Consider the following 17345-nt stretch of genomic DNA (forward strand, 5'->3'; position numbering starts at 1 on the left):
GGCGCAAGCCAATTGTCAGTGGTGGGATCTACCTTCGAAACATGACTCAGCAGGGGGTGCGCTGGACGGCTGAGCAGGTGCTGGCACTGGCACCTGACGCAGCCTCGCGCAAAGCCGGAAGCAAACTCGCCGCGGCCGGACCGTGGTCGCAGGCGGGCACTTCGGACGAGGGGACGGTGTGGGGACTGTGCAAAGGCAGTGGCAGCAAGCCGTATCAGACTGTGGTCGACGTCGCGGACTCATCCGGGCCCGCGTACAAGTGCAGTTGTCCGAGCCGCAAATTCCCGTGCAAGCACGCGCTGGGACTGCTGCTGCTCTGGGCGGGCGACGCCGGTGCGGTGCCGCCTGGGCAGGCGCCGGACTGGGCGGAGCAGTGGCTGGAAGGCCGCCGCAGGCGCGCAGCGGAGAGGACGACGAGGACGGGCGCGGCATCTGGGGCCACGTCCGCTGACCCCGAGGCGGCGCGGCGCCGGGCCGAGCGGCGCGCCGAGCGGATCACCGCGGGCGCGACCGAGCTCGAACAACGCCTGACCGACCTGCTCCGCGGCGGCCTCGCCGCCGCGGAGCAGGCGGGGTACGGGCTGTGGGAGGAGACGGCCGCTCGTATGGTCGACGCGCAGGCTCCCGGACTCGCCGCGCGGGTCCGGGAGTTGGGCGCCATACCGGGATCGGGCGCGGGCTGGCCGGTCCGGCTCCTGGAGGAGTGCGCCCTTCTCCACCTTCTCGACCAGGGCTGGCTGCGCCGCGAGAGCCTCCCGGAGGGACTCGCGGCGACGGTCCGCTCCCGTGTCGGCCTGCCGGGCTCGGCGGACGGACCGCCGGTCCGTGACCGTTGGCTGGCCCTCGCCCAGTACGACACGTCCGACTCCCGCCTCACCACCCGCCGTATCTGGCTCCACGGCGCCGAGTCGGGCCGTACGGCGCTACTCCTGTCGTACGGGGCCGCCGGCCGCGCACCCGAGCTGTCGCTGCCGGTGGGCCTGGCGTTCGAGGCGGAGGTGGCGGCGTACCCGGGCGGCGGGCAGCTCCGAGCAGCCCTGGGCCAGCGGTTCACCGCGCCCGCGCCCGCGGACATTCGGCCTCCCGGAATCACTCCGGCCGAGGCGGCGGCCCGTTACGGCGAGGCCCTGCGGGACGACCCGTGGCTCGACTCGTACCCGGTCACGCTCGCCCGGGTGATACCCACGCCGGACGGCGACTCCTGGCAATTGGCGGATCCGGAGGGCGACTTGGCGCTGCCGCTCACGCCGTCCGCCCGCTCACGCCCCGGCCTGTGGCGCCTCGTCGCCCTGTCCGGCGGCGCCCCCGTCACGGTCTTCGGCGAATGCGGCCACCGGGGCTTCACTCCGCTGACGGCATGGCCGGAGGATCCGACGGGACAGGCGGTGGCCCTGTGCTGAGACAAGCCCACACCGCGTTCATCGACACCAACGCCGGCATCGATACAGGCACAGGAACTGGCACCGGCACCGGCACCGGCACCGGCAACAGCCGACCGACCGGCCCGGCCCACCCGGCCGTCCCCGTACGGAAGGAACCCTCATGACCAGCACGTCGACCGCACAGGCGGGGCACGCCTGGGAGGAGCTCGTGACGACGGCGCTCCTCGGGACGGACCGCCGTACGTCTCCGGTGTCGGCGTCCGGCCGGGAGGCGCCCGTGGCCCTGCTGGACGCGGCGGCGGTGGAGACCGTCCGGCGCAGGGCGGGGCTACGGCCCGTCCGGGCGGCGGCAGGACCGCAGCCCGCCGCACCGGACGGACGGCCTCCGCTGCCGTCGGCCGCGGCTCGCCGCCTGGCGACGCTGCTGACGGACCGGCCCGGCACGGGCGGCGGCCGCCGGGGGACGGCACCGGACCTGATGGAGCTGTTGCCCCAGTGGCTGGCGCTGGCCAACGCGCACGGGTACGCGGCACCGCCGGAGACGCTGCCCGCGCTGCTCGACGCGGCGCGCGGCCGTACCGATCTACGGACAGCCGCCCTGACTTTCGCGGGCACGCGCGCGTTGTGGCTGGCCAGGTTGAACACGGACTGGCGTTTCGCGTTGCGGGCCGCGCCGGGCGGCGGTTCGGCGCTGCCCGGCCCGGACGAGCCGGAGCGGGTACGGCGACTGTGGCAGGAGGGCCTGTTCGCCGAGCGGGTGGCGCTGCTCACCGCCCTGCGCGCCCAGGACGCGCCCGCCGCACGGGAGTTGCTGGCTTCCACCTGGTCGACGGAACGGGCGGAGGACCGGCTGATGTTCCTCGACTCGCTCCGGACGGGACTGGAGGCGGCGGACGAGCCGTTCCTGGAAGGCGCGTTGTCCGACCGCAGCCGCAACGTGCGGTCCACCGCCGCCGAGTTGCTGTCCGCGCTGCCCACCTCGGCTCTGGCCGGCCGGATGGCGCGGCGGGCGACGGCGTGCGTGGCCGTGGACCGTACGGGCGACACGCCCACGATCGTGGTCGAGGCGCCGCACGAGTGCGATCCCGGCATGGAACGCGACGGCGTCCAGCCGAAGGCTCCCGCCGGCCGGGGCGAACGGTCGTGGTGGCTGGGCCAGTTGGTGGAGGCGGCCCCGCTCGACGCCTGGTCGGCACGGCTCGGCGGCCGTTCACCGGAGGAGGTGGTGGCGCTGCCGGTCGCGGACGACTGGCAGGCGGAGCTGCACGGCGCCTGGTGCCGGGCGGCGGTGCGCCAGCGCGATCCGGGCTGGTCGAGGGCCCTGTTGGGGGCGCCCGTCACGCCGGAAGCGGGCGGGCCAGGAGCTGTGTCGCTGGCCGAGCGGGCGAAACTGCTTGCCACCTTGGATGCCGACGAGCGGGCCGAGTGGGTCGCCGGGTTCATCGGGACGCACGGCCTGTCGGAGGCGTTCCAGCTGCTCGGAGTGTGCGACGTCCCCTGGGCCCCGCCTCTGGGCCGGGCCGTGGTGGACGCCCTCGACATCGCGCGGGACGCCGGCAGTTACCCCTGGAGCTTCAGCGGGGTGATGGGCCTGGCGGAGAGATGCCTGGACCCCGACGAGGCCGCGCGGCTCGAACCGCTCACCGCGGCCACGGAGGAACCGGAGGACGCGGCGCCCGGCGCCGGGGGTTACTGGGCCGAGGCGTTCCAGCGCCTGGCGACGACGTTGCGGTTGCGCGCGACGATGAGAGCGGAGTTGGTTCCGCCGGGCGGGGTCGGCGCCTCGTAGCTCGGGGCTGCGGGGTTCGTTGGCGGGTGCGGGTGGAGTGGGGTTTCTCGCGCAGTTCCCCGCGCCCCTGAAAAGCTGGGGCTGCGCCCCACGCCTTTTCCGCAGCGGTGCACGCGACCGGCCCCAATGCGCCCACACCGACATACGCGGGCCCCTGCCGCAAAGCCGCCCCCTCATCCCCAGGGGGCCCAGGGGGCGGCAGACCGGCGGGGGCGGTTACGTGCCCGCCGGCTGTCGGACGTTCGCCCTGACCCAGTCCACGATCGACGCCGTCGTCGCCCCGGGCGTGAAGATCTCGGCGACACCCTTCTCCTTGAGGGGCGCGATGTCGGCCTCAGGGATGATGCCGCCGCCGAAGACGAGGATGTCCTCGGCGTCACGCTGCTTGAGGAGATCGATGACGGCCGCGAAGAGCGTGTTGTGGGCGCCCGAGAGGATGGACAGGCCGATCGCGTCGGCGTCCTCCTGGATCGCGGTGTCGACGATCTGCTCCGGGGTCTGGTGAAGGCCGGTGTAGATGACCTCCATACCGGCGTCGCGCAGCGCCCGCGCGATCACCTTGGCCCCGCGATCGTGGCCGTCGAGTCCCGGCTTGGCCACCACCACGCGGATCGGACCGGCTGCCACACCCATCACTGCCTCCATGAAACGACTACACCCATCCGTAACAGAGCACGGCCATCACTACCGCACGTACCGCGAAAACCGCACATATCACTACCCGCCGCACCGGGCATGTCCGCATGCCATCCGTTCCGTGGAACAGCTACCCGCACCACATACCGGGGAAGTGAACGAACGTTATCCCCAGCATCCCGCAACCGGCAGTTTCGCGGTGGAGACCGAGGGGGAAATCACACGATGGGACACGTTCGCCGCGCACCGCTCCCGGTTCTCGCGGCTCACGCGTCGCGGGGATCGAGGTGCCACGGCAGCCGTGCCGGGCACCTCAGCCCCCGTGCCACGCGCGCCACGAACGGGAGCGGGCGCACAGGAAGGCCGTCAGCAAGGTGTCGCACCGCCCTCGCCGTTCACGGGAGCCACGGCGACGGAGGATCGACACCGGCGGACGGTGGACGGCAGGACAGCGGGGGCCAGAAGGAGAATCGACGGCTCCCGTAGCGTCACCGACGCCTCACGCGTCGCGGGCGCACCACGCGGTGCAGGGATCGGAGGCATCCGGACACTCCGGATGTGCGCGGACGCATCAGGCGCCGCAGATGACCAGGCTTCGCGTCCTCGCCGCCCGCCGACCGCGCCGCGGGCCTTCCACTAGGGCATACGGGGGACGCCGGCCGTCCGACCGTCTGCCGACGGGAGGGTCGGGCATGAAGGTCACCAGGGCGGCAGCGCCCCTACTTCCGCTCTGCGAGCGACTCCTGCCCGCAAGGCTGGCCGGCCTCTCGGTCGCCCTCCTCAAGGCGACCGCCCTGGAACTGGCGATCCTCGCCGGACACCTGCTGCTCTACCCGTCCGGGATCATCCAGGAGCGCCGGACCGCACCCGCGCCCCCTTCGGCGGACGCGCCCCGCCTGCCGACGGAGGACAAGCCTCCGGTCGTGCTCCTGCACGGCTTCATCGACAACCGCTCCGTGTTCGTGCTGCTGCGCCGCGCCCTCGCCCAGGACGGCGGCCGGCACCTGGAGTCCCTCAACTACTCGCCTCTGACCTTCGACATCCGTGCCGCCGCAGAGTTGCTCGGCCGGCACATCGAGGACATCTGCGAGCGCACGGGCCGGGAGCGGGTCGACATCGTCGGGCACAGCCTGGGCGGGCTGATAGCGCGGTACTACGTACAGCGGCTCGGCGGCGACCACCGCGTCCGCACGCTCGTCACTCTGGGCACCCCGCACGGCGGCACCCAGGTCGCACCCCTCGCGAACGCGCACCCGATCGTCCGGCAGATGCGGCCGGGTTCGGACGTACTGGAGGAGCTGCGTGAGCCGGCGCCGGGCTGTCGCACGCATTTCGTGGCGTTCTGGAGCGATTTCGACCATGTGATGGTTCCGGTGGAGACCGCCTGCGTCGACCACCCCGACCTCATGGTTCGCAATGTCCAGGTCACCGGCATCGGTCATCTCGCGCTGCCCGTGCACCCCACCGTCGCCAACGAGATCCGTCAGGCACTGGACGCGGCCCCGACGGCAACCCGCCCCGCCGCCCGCCCGGGCGGCCTGACGGTGGCGTGACAATAAGGGATACATCGGCGTAAACCCGGCGCGCTCCCGCACGCCCCTGCCATGCGCCGGACCCGCGACACCCTTCCGCTCAGCATCCGCGCGCCCCACAGACGACCCGCCCGCGTATCGAGGAGCGCCCGAAACCCCGGAACTCGGCCGCCCCACAGGCCCCGCACAGCCGCCGACTATCGAACAAACTTCGAACGCAAAGCCAAACTCGTACCCACAGACCGCCGAAAGACGCTCGAATGCCCGTTTCCTACGACCGCGAAACCCGTTGAAGATTGTCGCGCCCGCGTACCGCCGGGTACAGTCACCGCACTGCTCTGCCAGCCCCTGTCGTCGAGGCGAAAGAGAAGTTGGTGAACGATCGTCACCCGTCGGGGACCGCAACATCCCCGGCTCCGGCCTCCGATGCCGACCCGGCGCACTACGCGTCGTACGGCCACCAGGGGGCCAGTTACGGCGACTTCACCACGTACGGCGATTTCTCCGCCACTGGATTTGACTCCGGCACGGGTGCCCAGGCGAACGCCACCGGAACCTTCGAGACCGACCCTCTTTTCGGTGACTTTCCCGGCAACGACGCGGGCAGCGGCTCCTACGACGCCTCCCAGTGGTCCACGGGCAGCCACCAGACGCTGAACTACGACCCGTATGCGGCGCAGCACCAGGCCGCGTACGACACGGGCAACTACGACTCGACGTCCTGGTCCGCCGGGTACGAGCATCTCGCCCAGGTCCCCGGCCAGTCGCAGGGCCCGGACGCCAGCGGCCAGTGGGACGCGAGCGGCTGGCTGCAGGCCGAACAGCTCGGCCAGAACGATCAGTTGGACGCCGACCAGACCCAGCAGTGGGTCGGGGTGCAGCACTTCGCGACGGGCGTGTTCGACGCCACGCAGTGGAACACCGAGGGCACGCAGGCCTCCGACGAGCACGACGGCGGCGGCGCCGAGTCGTACGACCACGGCGACAGCGCCCCCGAGGTGCCCAACGCGCACGAGCATCCCTCCCCCGAGGCCGTGGAGTTCGCCCAGCAGGCGACCGCCACCTTCGAGCAGCTCGCCCCGTACGACGACGATCAGGCCCTCTCCGGTGACGGCGAGTCCGAGCCCGGCGGCGCCGCGCTCCTCGACGACCAGGAGGAGGCCACCCCGGCCGCCGCGGCGAGCCCGGGCCGAGCAGCCGCTCGCGCGGCCTCGCGGTCACGTCGTCGCGCCCCGGCCAAACGTTCCGCCCTGCTGACGGTGGCCGTTCCCTCGGCGTGTGTCATGGGTGTCGCCGGTATCGCGGCGGCCTCGGTCGGCATCGGTGGGGGCGAGACGGAGACGACGGCGGCAACCAAGTCGGACGCCACCGCCGTGAAGCCGTCCGCCGCCAACAATCAGCTCGACACCCAGCTGGAGAGCCTGTCCGCCGAGGCGGACGACTTCGCCGACCGGGCGAGCCGCACGCAGGAGCGCATCGACCTGAAGGCCCAGCAGGAGCTGGAGCAGAAGAAGGCGGCGGCCGAGGCGGCCCGCAAGGAGCGGCTGCGGCCGAAGTTCGCACTGCCGGTCGCCAAGCACGGGCTCAGCGCGTACTACGGCCAGTCCGGTGTCAACTGGATGTCGCTGCACACCGGTATCGACTTCCCCGTCTCGTACGGCACGCCGGTGATGGCCGCGACCGACGGCACCGTGCGCACCCAGTGGAACCCGGCCTACGGCAACATGGTCATCGTGACCGCCAAGGACGGCACCGAGACCTGGTACTGCCACCTCTCCACATACAAGGTCGCCTCCGGTGCGACGGTCAAGGCCGGCGATGTCATTGCCTACTCGGGCAACTCGGGCAACTCGACCGGCCCGCACCTGCACTTCGAGGTCCACCCCGCGGGCGGCTCGGCCATAGACCCCCTGCCGTGGCTGCGCAGCCACGGACTGGACCCGACGTAACCGCCACCGACCGGCACCAAGCAGTACCAACCGGCGTATCGGACGAGACCGCGCCCGGCCGAACAAGCTCAGGAACGAGACTCGGGCCCCTGCTGAGCAGGGGCCCGAGTCATGTCACCGAAGGCGGAGTCGGAGGCTCCTCGCCGAGCCTCCGACGGGTCTCGCTACAGCTTCTCCACCGGCGCGTACCGCAGCAGGAGCCGCTTCGGCTTGGCGTCACCGAAGTCGATCGTCGCCTCTCCGTTGGCTCCCGTGCCCTTGACGGCGATGACCGTGCCGAGGCCGAACTGGTCGTGGGTGACGCGGTCGCCGACGGCGAGGGAGACCACCGGCTTCTCGTTGGTGCGACGAGTGGCGAAGCCGGACGCGCCCGACGCGGAGGAACGGGAGCGCGACGACGACAGCGACGACGCGATCCCGCCGGCCGGGCCCGAGGGCATCGACGCGGAGCCGCCCTTGCGCTTCCACTCCAGATAGCTCGCCGGGATCTCCTCCAGGAAGCGGGACGGCGGGTTGTACGACGGCTGCCCCCAGGCGCTGCGCATCGACGACCGGGTGAGATAGAGCCGTTCCCGCGCGCGGGTGATGCCGACGTAGGCGAGGCGGCGCTCCTCCTCCAGCTCCTTGGTCTGGCCGAGGGCACGCATGTGCGGGAAGACGCCGTCCTCCATGCCCGTCAGGAAGACGACGGGGAACTCCAGGCCCTTCGCGGTGTGGAGGGTCATGAGCGTGATGACGCCCGAGCCGTCCTCGTCCTCGTCGGGGATCTGGTCGGAGTCGGCGACCAGGGCGACCCGCTCCAGGAACTCGGCGAGACTCGCGGAGGTCGCGCCCTCCCCTTCCGCCGCGCCGGCCTCCTGCTCGAACTCCAGGGCCACGGCCGCGAGTTCCTGGAGGTTCTCGATGCGGGTCTCGTCCTGCGGGTCGGTGGACGCCTGCAACTCGGCGAGATAGCCCGTGCGTTCGAGGACCGCTTCCAGGACGGTCGCGGGACCTGCGCCGGACTCGACGACGGTCCGGAGGTCCTCCATCAGCGTGTTGAACCGTTTGACCGCGTTCGTCGACCGGGCTGCCATGCCGTACGCCTCGTCGACGCGCTTCAGTGCCTGCGGGAAGCTGATCTTCTCGCGCTGGGAGAGGGCGTCGATCATCGCCTCGGCGCGGTCACCGATGCCCCGCTTGGGGACGTTGAGGATGCGGCGCAGCGGGACCGAGTCCTCCGGGTTGGCGAGGACGCGCAGGTAGGCCAGGACGTCCCGGACCTCCTTGCGCTCGTAGAAGCGGACGCCGCCGACGACCTTGTAGGGCAGGCCGACGCGGATGAAGACCTCTTCGAACACACGGGACTGGGCGTTGGTCCGGTAGAAGACGGCGACGTCCCCGGCCTTCGCGTGGCCCGCGTCCGTGAGGCGGTCTATCTCGTCGGCGACGAACTGGGCCTCGTCGTGCTCGGTGTCGGCGACGTACCCGGTGATCTGCGCGCCGGCGCCCGCGTTGGTCCACAGGTTCTTGGGGCGGCGGGACTCGTTGCGCTCGATGACGGCGTTGGCGGCGGAGAGGATCGTCTGCGTCGAGCGGTAGTTCTGTTCGAGCAGGATCGTCGTCGCGTTCGGGTAGTCCTCCTCGAACTGGAGGATGTTGCGGATCGTCGCGCCGCGGAACGCGTAGATCGACTGGTCGGCGTCACCGACGACGCACAGCTCGGCGGGCTGGATGTCGTACTCGTTGGGGGGTACGTCGACGGGGTGCTCGGAGGTGCCGACCAGCTCTCTGACCAGGGCGTATTGGGCGTGGTTGGTGTCCTGGTACTCGTCGACGAGGACGTGACGGAAACGACGGCGGTAGTGCTCGGCGACGTCCGGGAAGGCGCGCAGCAGATTGACCGTCGTCATGATCAGGTCGTCGAAGTCGAGCGCGTTCGCCTCGCGGAGGCGGGACTGGTAGAGCGCGTAGGCCTGCGCGAGGGTCTTCTCGAAGCCGTCGGTGGCCTGGGCGGCGAAGTCCTCCTCGTCGATCAGCTCGTTCTTCAGGTTGCTGATCTTGGCGCTGAAGGACTTGGGCGGGAAGCGCTTGGGGTCGAGGTCCAGATCACGGCAGACCAGGGCCATCAGGCGCTTGCTGTCGGCGGCGTCGTAGATCGAGAAGGAGGAGGTGAAGCCCAGCTTCTTGCTCTCGCGGCGCAGGATGCGGACACAGGCGCTGTGGAAGGTCATGACCCACATCGCGTTCGCCCGCGGTCCCACGAGCTGCTCGACGCGCTCCTTCATCTCGCCCGCGGCCTTGTTGGTGAAGGTGATCGCGAGGATCTGGCCCGGGTGGACGTTCCGCTCGCCGAGCAGGTGGGCGATGCGGTGGGTGAGCACGCGGGTCTTGCCGGAGCCGGCGCCGGCGACGATGAGCAGGGGGGAGCCGGCGTGCACGACGGCCGCGCGCTGGTTCTCGTTCAGCCCGTCCAGGAGCGCCGCCGCGTCGATCGCGGGGCGCGGGGCGCCGTCGCGGTAGTAGGCGTCCCGGTCCGGCGGCACGTCGAACTTCCCGCCGAACAGATCGTCCGGAATCGACTCCGGCACAGGATCGTCCTCGGGCGGCGGCGGGGGCTCCTCGTCACGGCCGCGGGGGGCCTGGAGGTCCGCCAGGAAGCTGTCGTCAAAGAGGCTGCTCATCGCTCTCCGAGTCTAGGCGCCCCCACTGACAGCGAGGGGCCGCCCCGGAAAGTCCGTGCGGAGCACGCTCCGAACCGCGCCCCGCGGAGCCGTCGGCCACCGGTCGCACCCACCCCATCACGGTGAGCGATCGAACGTAGCACCTATCGTGTCGGCGAGGCCAAGGTCACGAAAACGTATCGGGCATATCGAACATCAACCTTCACACGGACCACACCCGTTGGCTAGCGTCTTGGGTCAGGCCGTACGACCCAACCGGCGAACGTCGCCGGGCCGCACGGCCTCCGCCGAGTCCGGTGCGCCCCTCCACGGCAGCCGGAGCCGGGGACCCACCGACCTCTGGGGTGAATCGACCCGCCCGCCGTACGCGGCGAGGGTCGTAGGGCAAACCTTCCGAAAGCTTGCGCCCGAACCCGACAGCTAACTCGGTAGGCGGACTACGGAAGGAGTCGCCGAACCATGGCGCCGCACCGCAAGCCGCGTCCGGCCGGCCGGACGCGCGCGGGCATCCGCACCCCCGCTCTCGCCACCGCCGCCCTCACCTCCGTGGCCCTGCTCTCCCAGACGGCCACCGCCGCCCCCTCGGCCGACGACAAGCCAAGCCTGGAGGAGGTCGAGAAGAAGGTAGGCGACCTCTACCGCCAGGCGGAGACGGCGACCGAGAAGTACAACTCGGTCAAGGAGAAGACCACAAAGCAGAAGAAACAGGTCGACAGCCTCCTCGACGATGTCGCGAAGCGGACGGAAAAGCTCAACGAAGCGCGTGAGGAGCTGGGTTCGTACGCGGCCGCCCAGTACCGCACGGGCGCCGCCGCCCCCGACACGGCGGCCCTGCTCCTGGCGGACGACCCGCAGGAGTACTTCGCCCAGAACCAGTTGATGGACCGGCTGACGGACCGCCAGCAGGAGGCCGTCGACGAGTACGTCTCGCAGCAGGCGGAGACCTCGCAGCGGCGCCAGGAGGCGTCCGAGGGCCTGGAGCAGCTCACCGAGTCGCAGAACGCCCTCAAGTCCAGCAAGGCCAAGGTCCAGGCGAAGCTCGCCGCGGCCCGCGAACTGCTCTCCCAGCTCACCGCCGAGGAGAAGGCCAGGCTGGCGGACATCGAGCAGCGGAAGCAGGAGGAGGCCGACCGCAAGGCGGAGGAGCTGGCGCGGCAGCAGGCGGCGGCCGGGTCACGGACCGAGGCGGCCCGGGAGACGCAGGAGACACAGGAGGCCCCTCAGGACACCTCCACCTCTCCATCCACGTCCCCGTCCACCGAGACCACGACGCCGGTCGAGGACTCGACGTACGCCACGAAGGCCGCCAAGGCCCTCGCCTTCGCCCGCGCGCAGATCGGCAAGCCGTACGTCTGGGGCGCCACCGGCCCCGGCTCCTACGACTGCTCCGGCCTCACCCAGGCCGCCTGGAAGGCCGCCGGCGTCGACCTCCCCCGCACCACCTACGACCAGGTCAACGCCGGTACGACCGTCTCGCTCTCCGCCGCCCGCCCCGGCGACCTGATCTTCTTCTACGACAACATCGGCCACGTCGGTCTCTACATCGGCAACGGCATGATGATCCACGCCCCGAAGCCGGGCACCTACGTCCGCGAGGAGTCGATCTTCTACGACGGCGAGTCCTCCATCCACAGCGTGGTGCGGCCGGCGTAACCGTCGAGCGGCCGGTTCACGCGACCGGTCGTGCGGCTGGTCCGTACGACCGGTTCGTACGGGCGGTCCTCACGGCCGGTTCGCCGGGGAGGTGGGCCGACTCAGGTCCAGAGCACCGCGATGAAGATGTTCGCCATGGTGAGTGCGCCCACCAGCCCGAACAGCGACTTGTCCACGGCCTCCTCGTCGCGCTTGACGTACACCAGCCCCAGGATCACGACCAGCAACGCCATCTTGATGCCGATCTTGATGTTGTTGACGGGCTGGTCGTCCGCCTGGTTGAGGCCGACGAGGATCGCTCCGGTGATCAGCATGGTGAGCGCGCCGTGCAGCATGGCGGGGACGAAGCGGGCGGTGCCCTGACCCATGGCCTTCATCTGGGTGAGGAAACCACCCAGGAGGGCGGCGATCCCGATGATGTGGAGCGCGACGAAGAGGTGGATGAGTACGTCCATGGGCGGAGCCTAATGAGGAGGCGCCGACCGGCCCGGCACCGGGGGAGGGGGGCGCTGCGCCGCACCCGGCGACAGTGGGATCGATCTTGCATATATGCGCCTATAGCACCGTCTCGCCCCTCTCCGGCCGGGAATCGCCGCATCGGTCATCGCGCAGCGTGATTACGGCGGCGCCAGGGCGGGATCATGGTCACATAAGGTCACCTCGCGGTCGGTGCGCGCCACTTCCGTACAAGGCGTTACCGGCCCGACACAGTCAGGTTTAGCGTCCTCCCTCAGGTGACCGGCTCCCCACCGCCGCCCGGGCCAGGGGCGGCAGTCGGACACCACCGCCGAGAAAGTCCGGCGGCGTCCCGCTCCCCCCTGTGCGGGCCGCCGCCGGATGCGTCACCGCTCCCCCAGGCGGTCTGTGCGCTCCGACGCACGGACGGCGGTCGTACGAGAGGACATGGAGTCCCACGTGGCAGCGCACCGCAAGCCCAGACAGCGCTCGCTCGGCGGCCCGACGGTCCGCACGGCCGCGACCCTCGCGCTAGCCGGCGCGGCGACCGCGACCGGCTTCGACGGTATCGGGCACGCCGACCCCCACCTCACGCCCGAGCAGATCAAGGCGAAGGTGGACAAGCTGTACGAGGAGGCGGAGGTCGCCACTGACAAGTACAACGGGGCCAAGGAGAAGGCCGACAAGGCGCAGGAGAACCTGGAGGAACTGCGCGACCAGGCGGCCCGCCGCACCGACCGGCTCAACTCCGCCCGCGAGCAGCTGGGTTCGCTGGCCACCGCGCAGTACCGGACCGGCGGCATCGACCCGTCGTGGCAGCTGGCGCTCTCCGGTGACCCGGACCAGTACCTCGACAACGCCGCCCTCGCCGAACGTGTCGGCAACCGGCAGGCGGCCGATGTGGCCGGCGTACGGCAGCAGCTACTGGAGATCGAACGGCTCCGCGGGGCCGCCCGCGTCGAACTGGGCACCCTCAGGACCAAGCAGCAGGAGGTCAAGCAGCACAAGAAGACGGTCACTTCGAAGCTGGCCGAGGCACGGCGGCTCCTCGACCGCCTCACACCCGAGGACCGCACCCGTCTGAGCAGCCCCGGCACCGGCCACGCCTCGCGCTCCGCCCTCTCCTCCCCGCGCACCGTCACCGGCCCGGTCTCACCGGCCTCCTCCGCCTCCGAGGCCCCCAATCCCCGTGCCGCCTCGGCCGTTTCCTACGCGTACTCCAAGCTCGGCAGCCCGTACGTCTGGGGCGCCACCGGCCCCAACGCCTTCGACTGCTCCGGCCTCACCCAGGCCGCCTACCGCTCCGCCGGGGTCTCCCTCCCCCGCACCACCTACGGCCAGATCGGCGCCGGCCGCCGCGTCTCCCGCGCGGAACTACTCCCCGGCGACCTGGTCTTCTTCTACTCCGGCATCAGCCACGTGGGCATCTATGTGGGCAACGGCCAGATGATCCACGCCCCGAACCCCTCCGCCCCGGTACGAGTGGCCCCTCTCGACGAGATGCCGTTCGCCGGCGCCACGCGGGTGGCCTGAGGGCGGAGTGAGTGCGGAGTGAGCGGGCCCTGGCGGCCGGACTACCCGGCCGCCGGGGCCCGCGCCGACGCTGCCGTGCAGGTACAGCGCCGCGCGACGGGGCCGGCAGAGCCGCGGCAGCGGGTGGCGTGGCGGCAGGCCCGGGGCCCGGGGGGCAGCGCCGGGGGTCTGGGGGTAGGCCAGGAGGGGGGCGTGGGTCGGCGGCAGGCCGGAGTCGAGAGAGGCCGGCCGGTCCGGCGGGCGCGGCCGGGATCGCGATCCCGTCCCCCTGGGTCGCTCTGCCTTAGCCCCCTTGGTCGCTCGGCCTTACACCAGCCGTCGTGCCGTCGCCCACCTCGTCAGCTCATGCCGGTTGGAGAGCTGCAACTTGCGGAGCACGGCGGAGACATGGGACTCCACGGTCTTCACCGAGATGTAGAGCTGCTTGGCGATCTCCTTGTACGCATAGCCGCGGGCGATGAGACGCAACACCTCACGCTCACGCTGGGTGAGACGGTCGAGGTCCTCGTCCACGGGCGGGGCATCGGTGGAGGCGAAGGCGTCGAGGACGAAGCCGGCCAACCGCGGGGAGAACACGGCGTCCCCGTCCTGGACGCGGAAGATGGAGTCGACGAGGTCGGTGCCGGTGATCGTCTTGGTGACATAGCCCCGCGCACCGCCCCGGATCACCCCGATGACGTCCTCCGCCGCGTCCGACACGGACAGCGCGAGGAAGCGAACCGGCCGTTCGGCGTCCGCCATCAACGCCGAACAGCGGCGCAGGACTTCCACTCCGCCTCCACCGGGGAGATGGACGTCCAGGAGCACCACCTCGGGGCGAGTGCTGGTGATCACCGAGACCGCCTGGTCGACGTCAGGAGCCTCCCCGACGACCTCGACTCCCGTACGCTCCGTCTGCCCGATCTCGGCCTGCACTCCCGTACGGAACATACGGTGATCGTCGACGAGCACGACCCGAACATGCCGCCCCGGCCCGGACACCGCGGCCTCCGGCTCTCCCCCGGCCAAGAGCCCGCCAGAAGCACCCAAAGCGCCGGAAGCGGACCCGTCGGAAGCCGGCGCATCGGAGACATCGGGGTCCCTGAACTCCCCCTGGCGTGCGGCCTCGCCCTGCCGGCCGCCAGCGGGCACGGTGCCGGATTCCTGCGCGGCCCGGCCGCCTCCCCGGCCCACGGTCGGTTCCGTGCCCGAACCGCTCTGCCCGGCAAGGTCGTTCGGCTCGTTCGCGTCACTCATGACGTCGTCTCCGCCCTCTCCATCTCCAGCTCGATCTCCGTGCCGCCGCCCGGTACGGCGCGGAGCCGTGCCGTACCGCCGTTCCGTTCCATGCGGCCGATGATCGATTCTCTGACGCCCATGCGGTCGGCGGGTATCGCGTCGAGATCGAAGCCGGGACCGCGGTCACGCACGGACACGAAGACCGTCCTTCCCTCGACCTCGGCGAAGACCTGTACGGCGCCGCCCTCGCCACCGTACTTGGCGGCGTTCACCATCGCCTCGCGCGCGGCCTGCATCTGTGCGGTCAGTCCCTCGTCGAGGGGGCAGTCGCCGACGACGACCACTTCTATGGGCACTCCGTGCTTGTCCTCCACCTCCGCAGCGTTGCGCCGCACGGCCTCGGCGAGGGTGTCGGGTTCGTCGTCCTCGTCCTTTCCGGTGCCCTCGGGTTTGTACAGCCAGTTGCGCAGGTCGCGCTCCTGGGCACGGGCCAGGCGGCGGACCTCGTTGGGGTTGTCCGCGTTGCGCTGTATCAGCGTCAGGGTGTGCAGCACCGAGTCATGGACATGGGCCGCGACCTCCGCGCGTTCCTGGGCGCGGATGCGCATCAGGCGCTCCTCGGAGAGGTCCTGGGTCATCCTGACGAGGTAAGGGCCCGCCAGCAGGGCTATCCCCACGAGGACCGCGAGCGCTGCCTGCAGCACCGAGCCGAGGTGGGCGGCGGAGCCTTGCAGGACGAATATCCCGGAGACGCCGGCGGTGACGAGCAGGACTCCGGCCACCGAGCGGAGCAGGGTGATGGTGCGCCGACGGCGGCCGACCTCGGCCCAGCGTGCCCGCCGGGCATTGTCCGCCTGCCGCCAGACGAGGGCCACACCGGCGGCGACCAGCACCGTCGGCCAGAGATACGCTCGGGCGCCGTCCCCCAGATTCACATTGCCGACGAAGACCATGGCCACGACGACCATGAGGAGAAGGGCGACGATCTGGCCCCGGTCGGGCCGGCGGGCCACGAGTCTGCGGCGGCCGTCGGGTGACGTCTCGGTGGTGATGGCCGAGGGCCGCTGATTGTCGACTCCACCGACACCGAGCGGCACGAAGAACCAGAACGCCGCGTACACCAGGGCGCCCAGGCCGTCTGCCGTGAACAGGCCGACGAACACGAGCCGGACCCAGACCACGGGCAGCCCGAGATGCCCTGCGAGCCCTCGCGCCACTCCGCCGAGCCAGCGACCGTCGCTGCTGCGGTAGAGCTTGCGCGGGGGCCGCGGAGTGTCGATGGGCAGTGCTGCGGCTTCCGGCATGCCATCGATGTTCACACGCACGGCCGATCGAGGCATCAGGGTCGATCCCCGAGACGCCCCTGATCTTCGGCGGAGCCATGATCGAACGCATCCCCGGGTGTATATCAGGGTTCGACCAGGGTCATCCCGACTGCCATCGAACCGGCACGGCGGTCACGATGGACGCATGACGGATCACCAGCACGCGGCATCGGAGTCGGGCCCCCCCTCGGGCCCCGACTCCCCGCGGCCGACCACCGAGCCGCAGGACGCCGTGCCCGCGCCGGGCACGGCAGAGGAGCCGCGCGCACACGAGGGCCGGGGCCCGGGGAAGGAACCGCACGCGGGCTCGGGCACACGCCCGGGCACAGGTATGCACAGGGGTGCGGGCACGGATGCGCATGCCGGTGCGGAGGGGTATCCGGGTGCGGGTGCGCCTGCGGATCAAGCGGCCTACGGCGCGCATACTGCCGGTCCGACTGATTCGGGCGGTTCGGTTGACCCGGGCGGTTCGGCTGGCCCGGGCGCCTCGGGGGGTTCGGGGGGTTCGGGGGGTTCGGGCGGCTCAGTGGGGTCGGACGGCTCGGGCAATTTGGGCGGCTCGGCCGGCTCGGGTGAGGGTGATCCGAGGGACCGAGCCGCCGCCGGCGGCTCTGCTGGTCCGGCGGGGCAGGCCGCTCCCGGTGATCCCGTCGGCGCCCCGGTCGCCCCTCAGGGGTTCCGCCGTGACCGGCGGTACAAGATGTTGGGTGGTGTCTGCGCCGGCCTCGGACGGCAGTGCGACATGGACCCGGTGATCTTCCGGATCGTGCTCGCGGTGCTCTCCGCGACCGGCGGGCTCGGCCTGATCTTCTACGGCTTCGCCTGGCTGTTCGTGCCGTACGACGACGAAGAGGAGAACGAGGTACGGAAGCTGCTCACCGGCCGTGTAGACGGTCAGGCCCTGGCGGCCGTGCTCTTCGCGCTGGTCGGCTGCGGCGTGTTCCTCACGATGCTGGGCAACAGCACCGTCCTGACGTTCTCCGTGATCGTCTCCCTCCTCCTGGCCGGCGCGGGCTACTGGTCGCGGCAGCGAGGCACCCCCGACACCGACCCGTTGGCAGCCCAGGCCGTGGCCGACGCTCCGCCGGAGGCCCAGGCACCGCCTGTGGCTGCCTCTTATCCGTCGTGGTGGCGGGACCCGATAGTCAAGGACGGCACTCACGTGGGCAGCACGGGCTATCTGTGGGGCCCTGGCGAGACCCGTGGGCG

12 protein-coding genes and 1 riboswitch are annotated in these 17345 nt (G+C 71.2%); of the genes, 7 read left to right on the forward strand and 5 right to left on the reverse strand.

Annotated elements, in window-relative coordinates:
• The first annotated feature begins 41 nt into the window (after positions 1-41).
• Both M8J73_RS16750 and M8J73_RS16755 read left to right on the forward strand, forming a co-directional pair.
• Positions 42-1400 carry an SWIM zinc finger family protein gene (locus tag M8J73_RS16750; RefSeq protein ID WP_055541324.1) on the forward strand — a complete coding sequence of 453 codons (1359 nt, stop codon included), beginning with the start codon at positions 42-44 and terminating at the stop codon, positions 1398-1400.
• A gap of 142 nt (positions 1401-1542) precedes the next feature.
• Entirely contained in the window at positions 1543-3171 is a 1629-nt protein-coding gene (locus M8J73_RS16755; protein WP_055541323.1) for a DUF5691 domain-containing protein, read from the forward strand.
• A gap of 216 nt (positions 3172-3387) precedes the next feature.
• Here M8J73_RS16755 and icmB read toward each other — a convergent pair whose 3' ends face one another.
• The gene (gene icmB, locus M8J73_RS16760; RefSeq protein WP_055541322.1) at positions 3388-3804 is read right to left on the reverse strand and encodes a coenzyme B12-dependent isobutyryl CoA mutase small subunit; all 417 of its coding nucleotides are present in this window, start codon (positions 3802-3804) and stop codon (positions 3388-3390) included.
• 695 nt (positions 3805-4499) lie between these two features.
• Between icmB and M8J73_RS16765 the strand changes: the two genes are divergently transcribed.
• Together M8J73_RS16765 and M8J73_RS16770 are read left to right on the forward strand one after the other, a co-directional pair.
• Complete coding sequence (locus M8J73_RS16765) at positions 4500-5360, forward strand: lipase family alpha/beta hydrolase (protein WP_055541321.1); 861 nt, start codon at positions 4500-4502, stop codon at positions 5358-5360.
• Positions 5361-5713: 353 nt separating this feature from the next.
• Entirely contained in the window at positions 5714-7288 is a 1575-nt protein-coding gene (locus tag M8J73_RS16770; protein ID WP_055541320.1) for a M23 family metallopeptidase, read from the forward strand.
• 164 nt (positions 7289-7452) lie between these two features.
• Here M8J73_RS16770 and pcrA read toward each other — a convergent pair whose 3' ends face one another.
• Positions 7453-9951: a DNA helicase PcrA gene (gene pcrA, locus M8J73_RS16775; protein ID WP_055541319.1), complete on the reverse strand. Its 2499-nt coding sequence runs from the start codon at positions 9949-9951 to the stop codon at positions 7453-7455.
• 275 nt (positions 9952-10226) lie between these two features.
• Positions 10227-10401: riboswitch (cyclic di-AMP (ydaO/yuaA leader) on the forward strand.
• Positions 10402-10410: 9 nt separating this feature from the next.
• Between pcrA and M8J73_RS16780 the strand changes: the two genes are divergently transcribed.
• Entirely contained in the window at positions 10411-11604 is a 1194-nt protein-coding gene (locus M8J73_RS16780; RefSeq protein ID WP_249828764.1) for a C40 family peptidase, read from the forward strand.
• Positions 11605-11705: 101 nt separating this feature from the next.
• Here the strand turns inward: M8J73_RS16780 and M8J73_RS16785 are convergent, their stop codons facing one another.
• Positions 11706-12059, reverse strand: a complete 354-nt coding sequence (locus tag M8J73_RS16785; protein ID WP_055542022.1) for a hypothetical protein — start codon at positions 12057-12059, stop codon at positions 11706-11708.
• A 460-nt stretch (positions 12060-12519) separates the two neighbouring features.
• Between M8J73_RS16785 and M8J73_RS16790 the strand changes: the two genes are divergently transcribed.
• Positions 12520-13593, forward strand: a complete 1074-nt coding sequence (locus M8J73_RS16790) for a C40 family peptidase (RefSeq protein ID WP_055542024.1) — start codon at positions 12520-12522, stop codon at positions 13591-13593.
• A gap of 306 nt (positions 13594-13899) precedes the next feature.
• On the opposite strand, the gene M8J73_RS16795 is transcribed toward M8J73_RS16790, so the two are convergent.
• Entirely contained in the window at positions 13900-14622 is a 723-nt protein-coding gene (locus M8J73_RS16795; RefSeq protein ID WP_055542025.1) for a LuxR C-terminal-related transcriptional regulator, read from the reverse strand.
• A 203-nt stretch (positions 14623-14825) separates the two neighbouring features.
• The gene (locus tag M8J73_RS16800; protein WP_055542026.1) at positions 14826-16115 is read right to left on the reverse strand and encodes an ATP-binding protein; all 1290 of its coding nucleotides are present in this window, start codon (positions 16113-16115) and stop codon (positions 14826-14828) included.
• Positions 16116-16686: 571 nt separating this feature from the next.
• Here M8J73_RS16800 and M8J73_RS16805 point away from each other — a divergent pair.
• Positions 16687-17345: PspC domain-containing protein (locus tag M8J73_RS16805; protein WP_372503961.1), on the forward strand; the 659-nt coding region annotated here is incomplete at its 3' end.

The organism is Streptomyces neyagawaensis, assembly GCF_023516595.1.
Taxonomy (GTDB): domain Bacteria; phylum Actinomycetota; class Actinomycetes; order Streptomycetales; family Streptomycetaceae; genus Streptomyces; species Streptomyces neyagawaensis.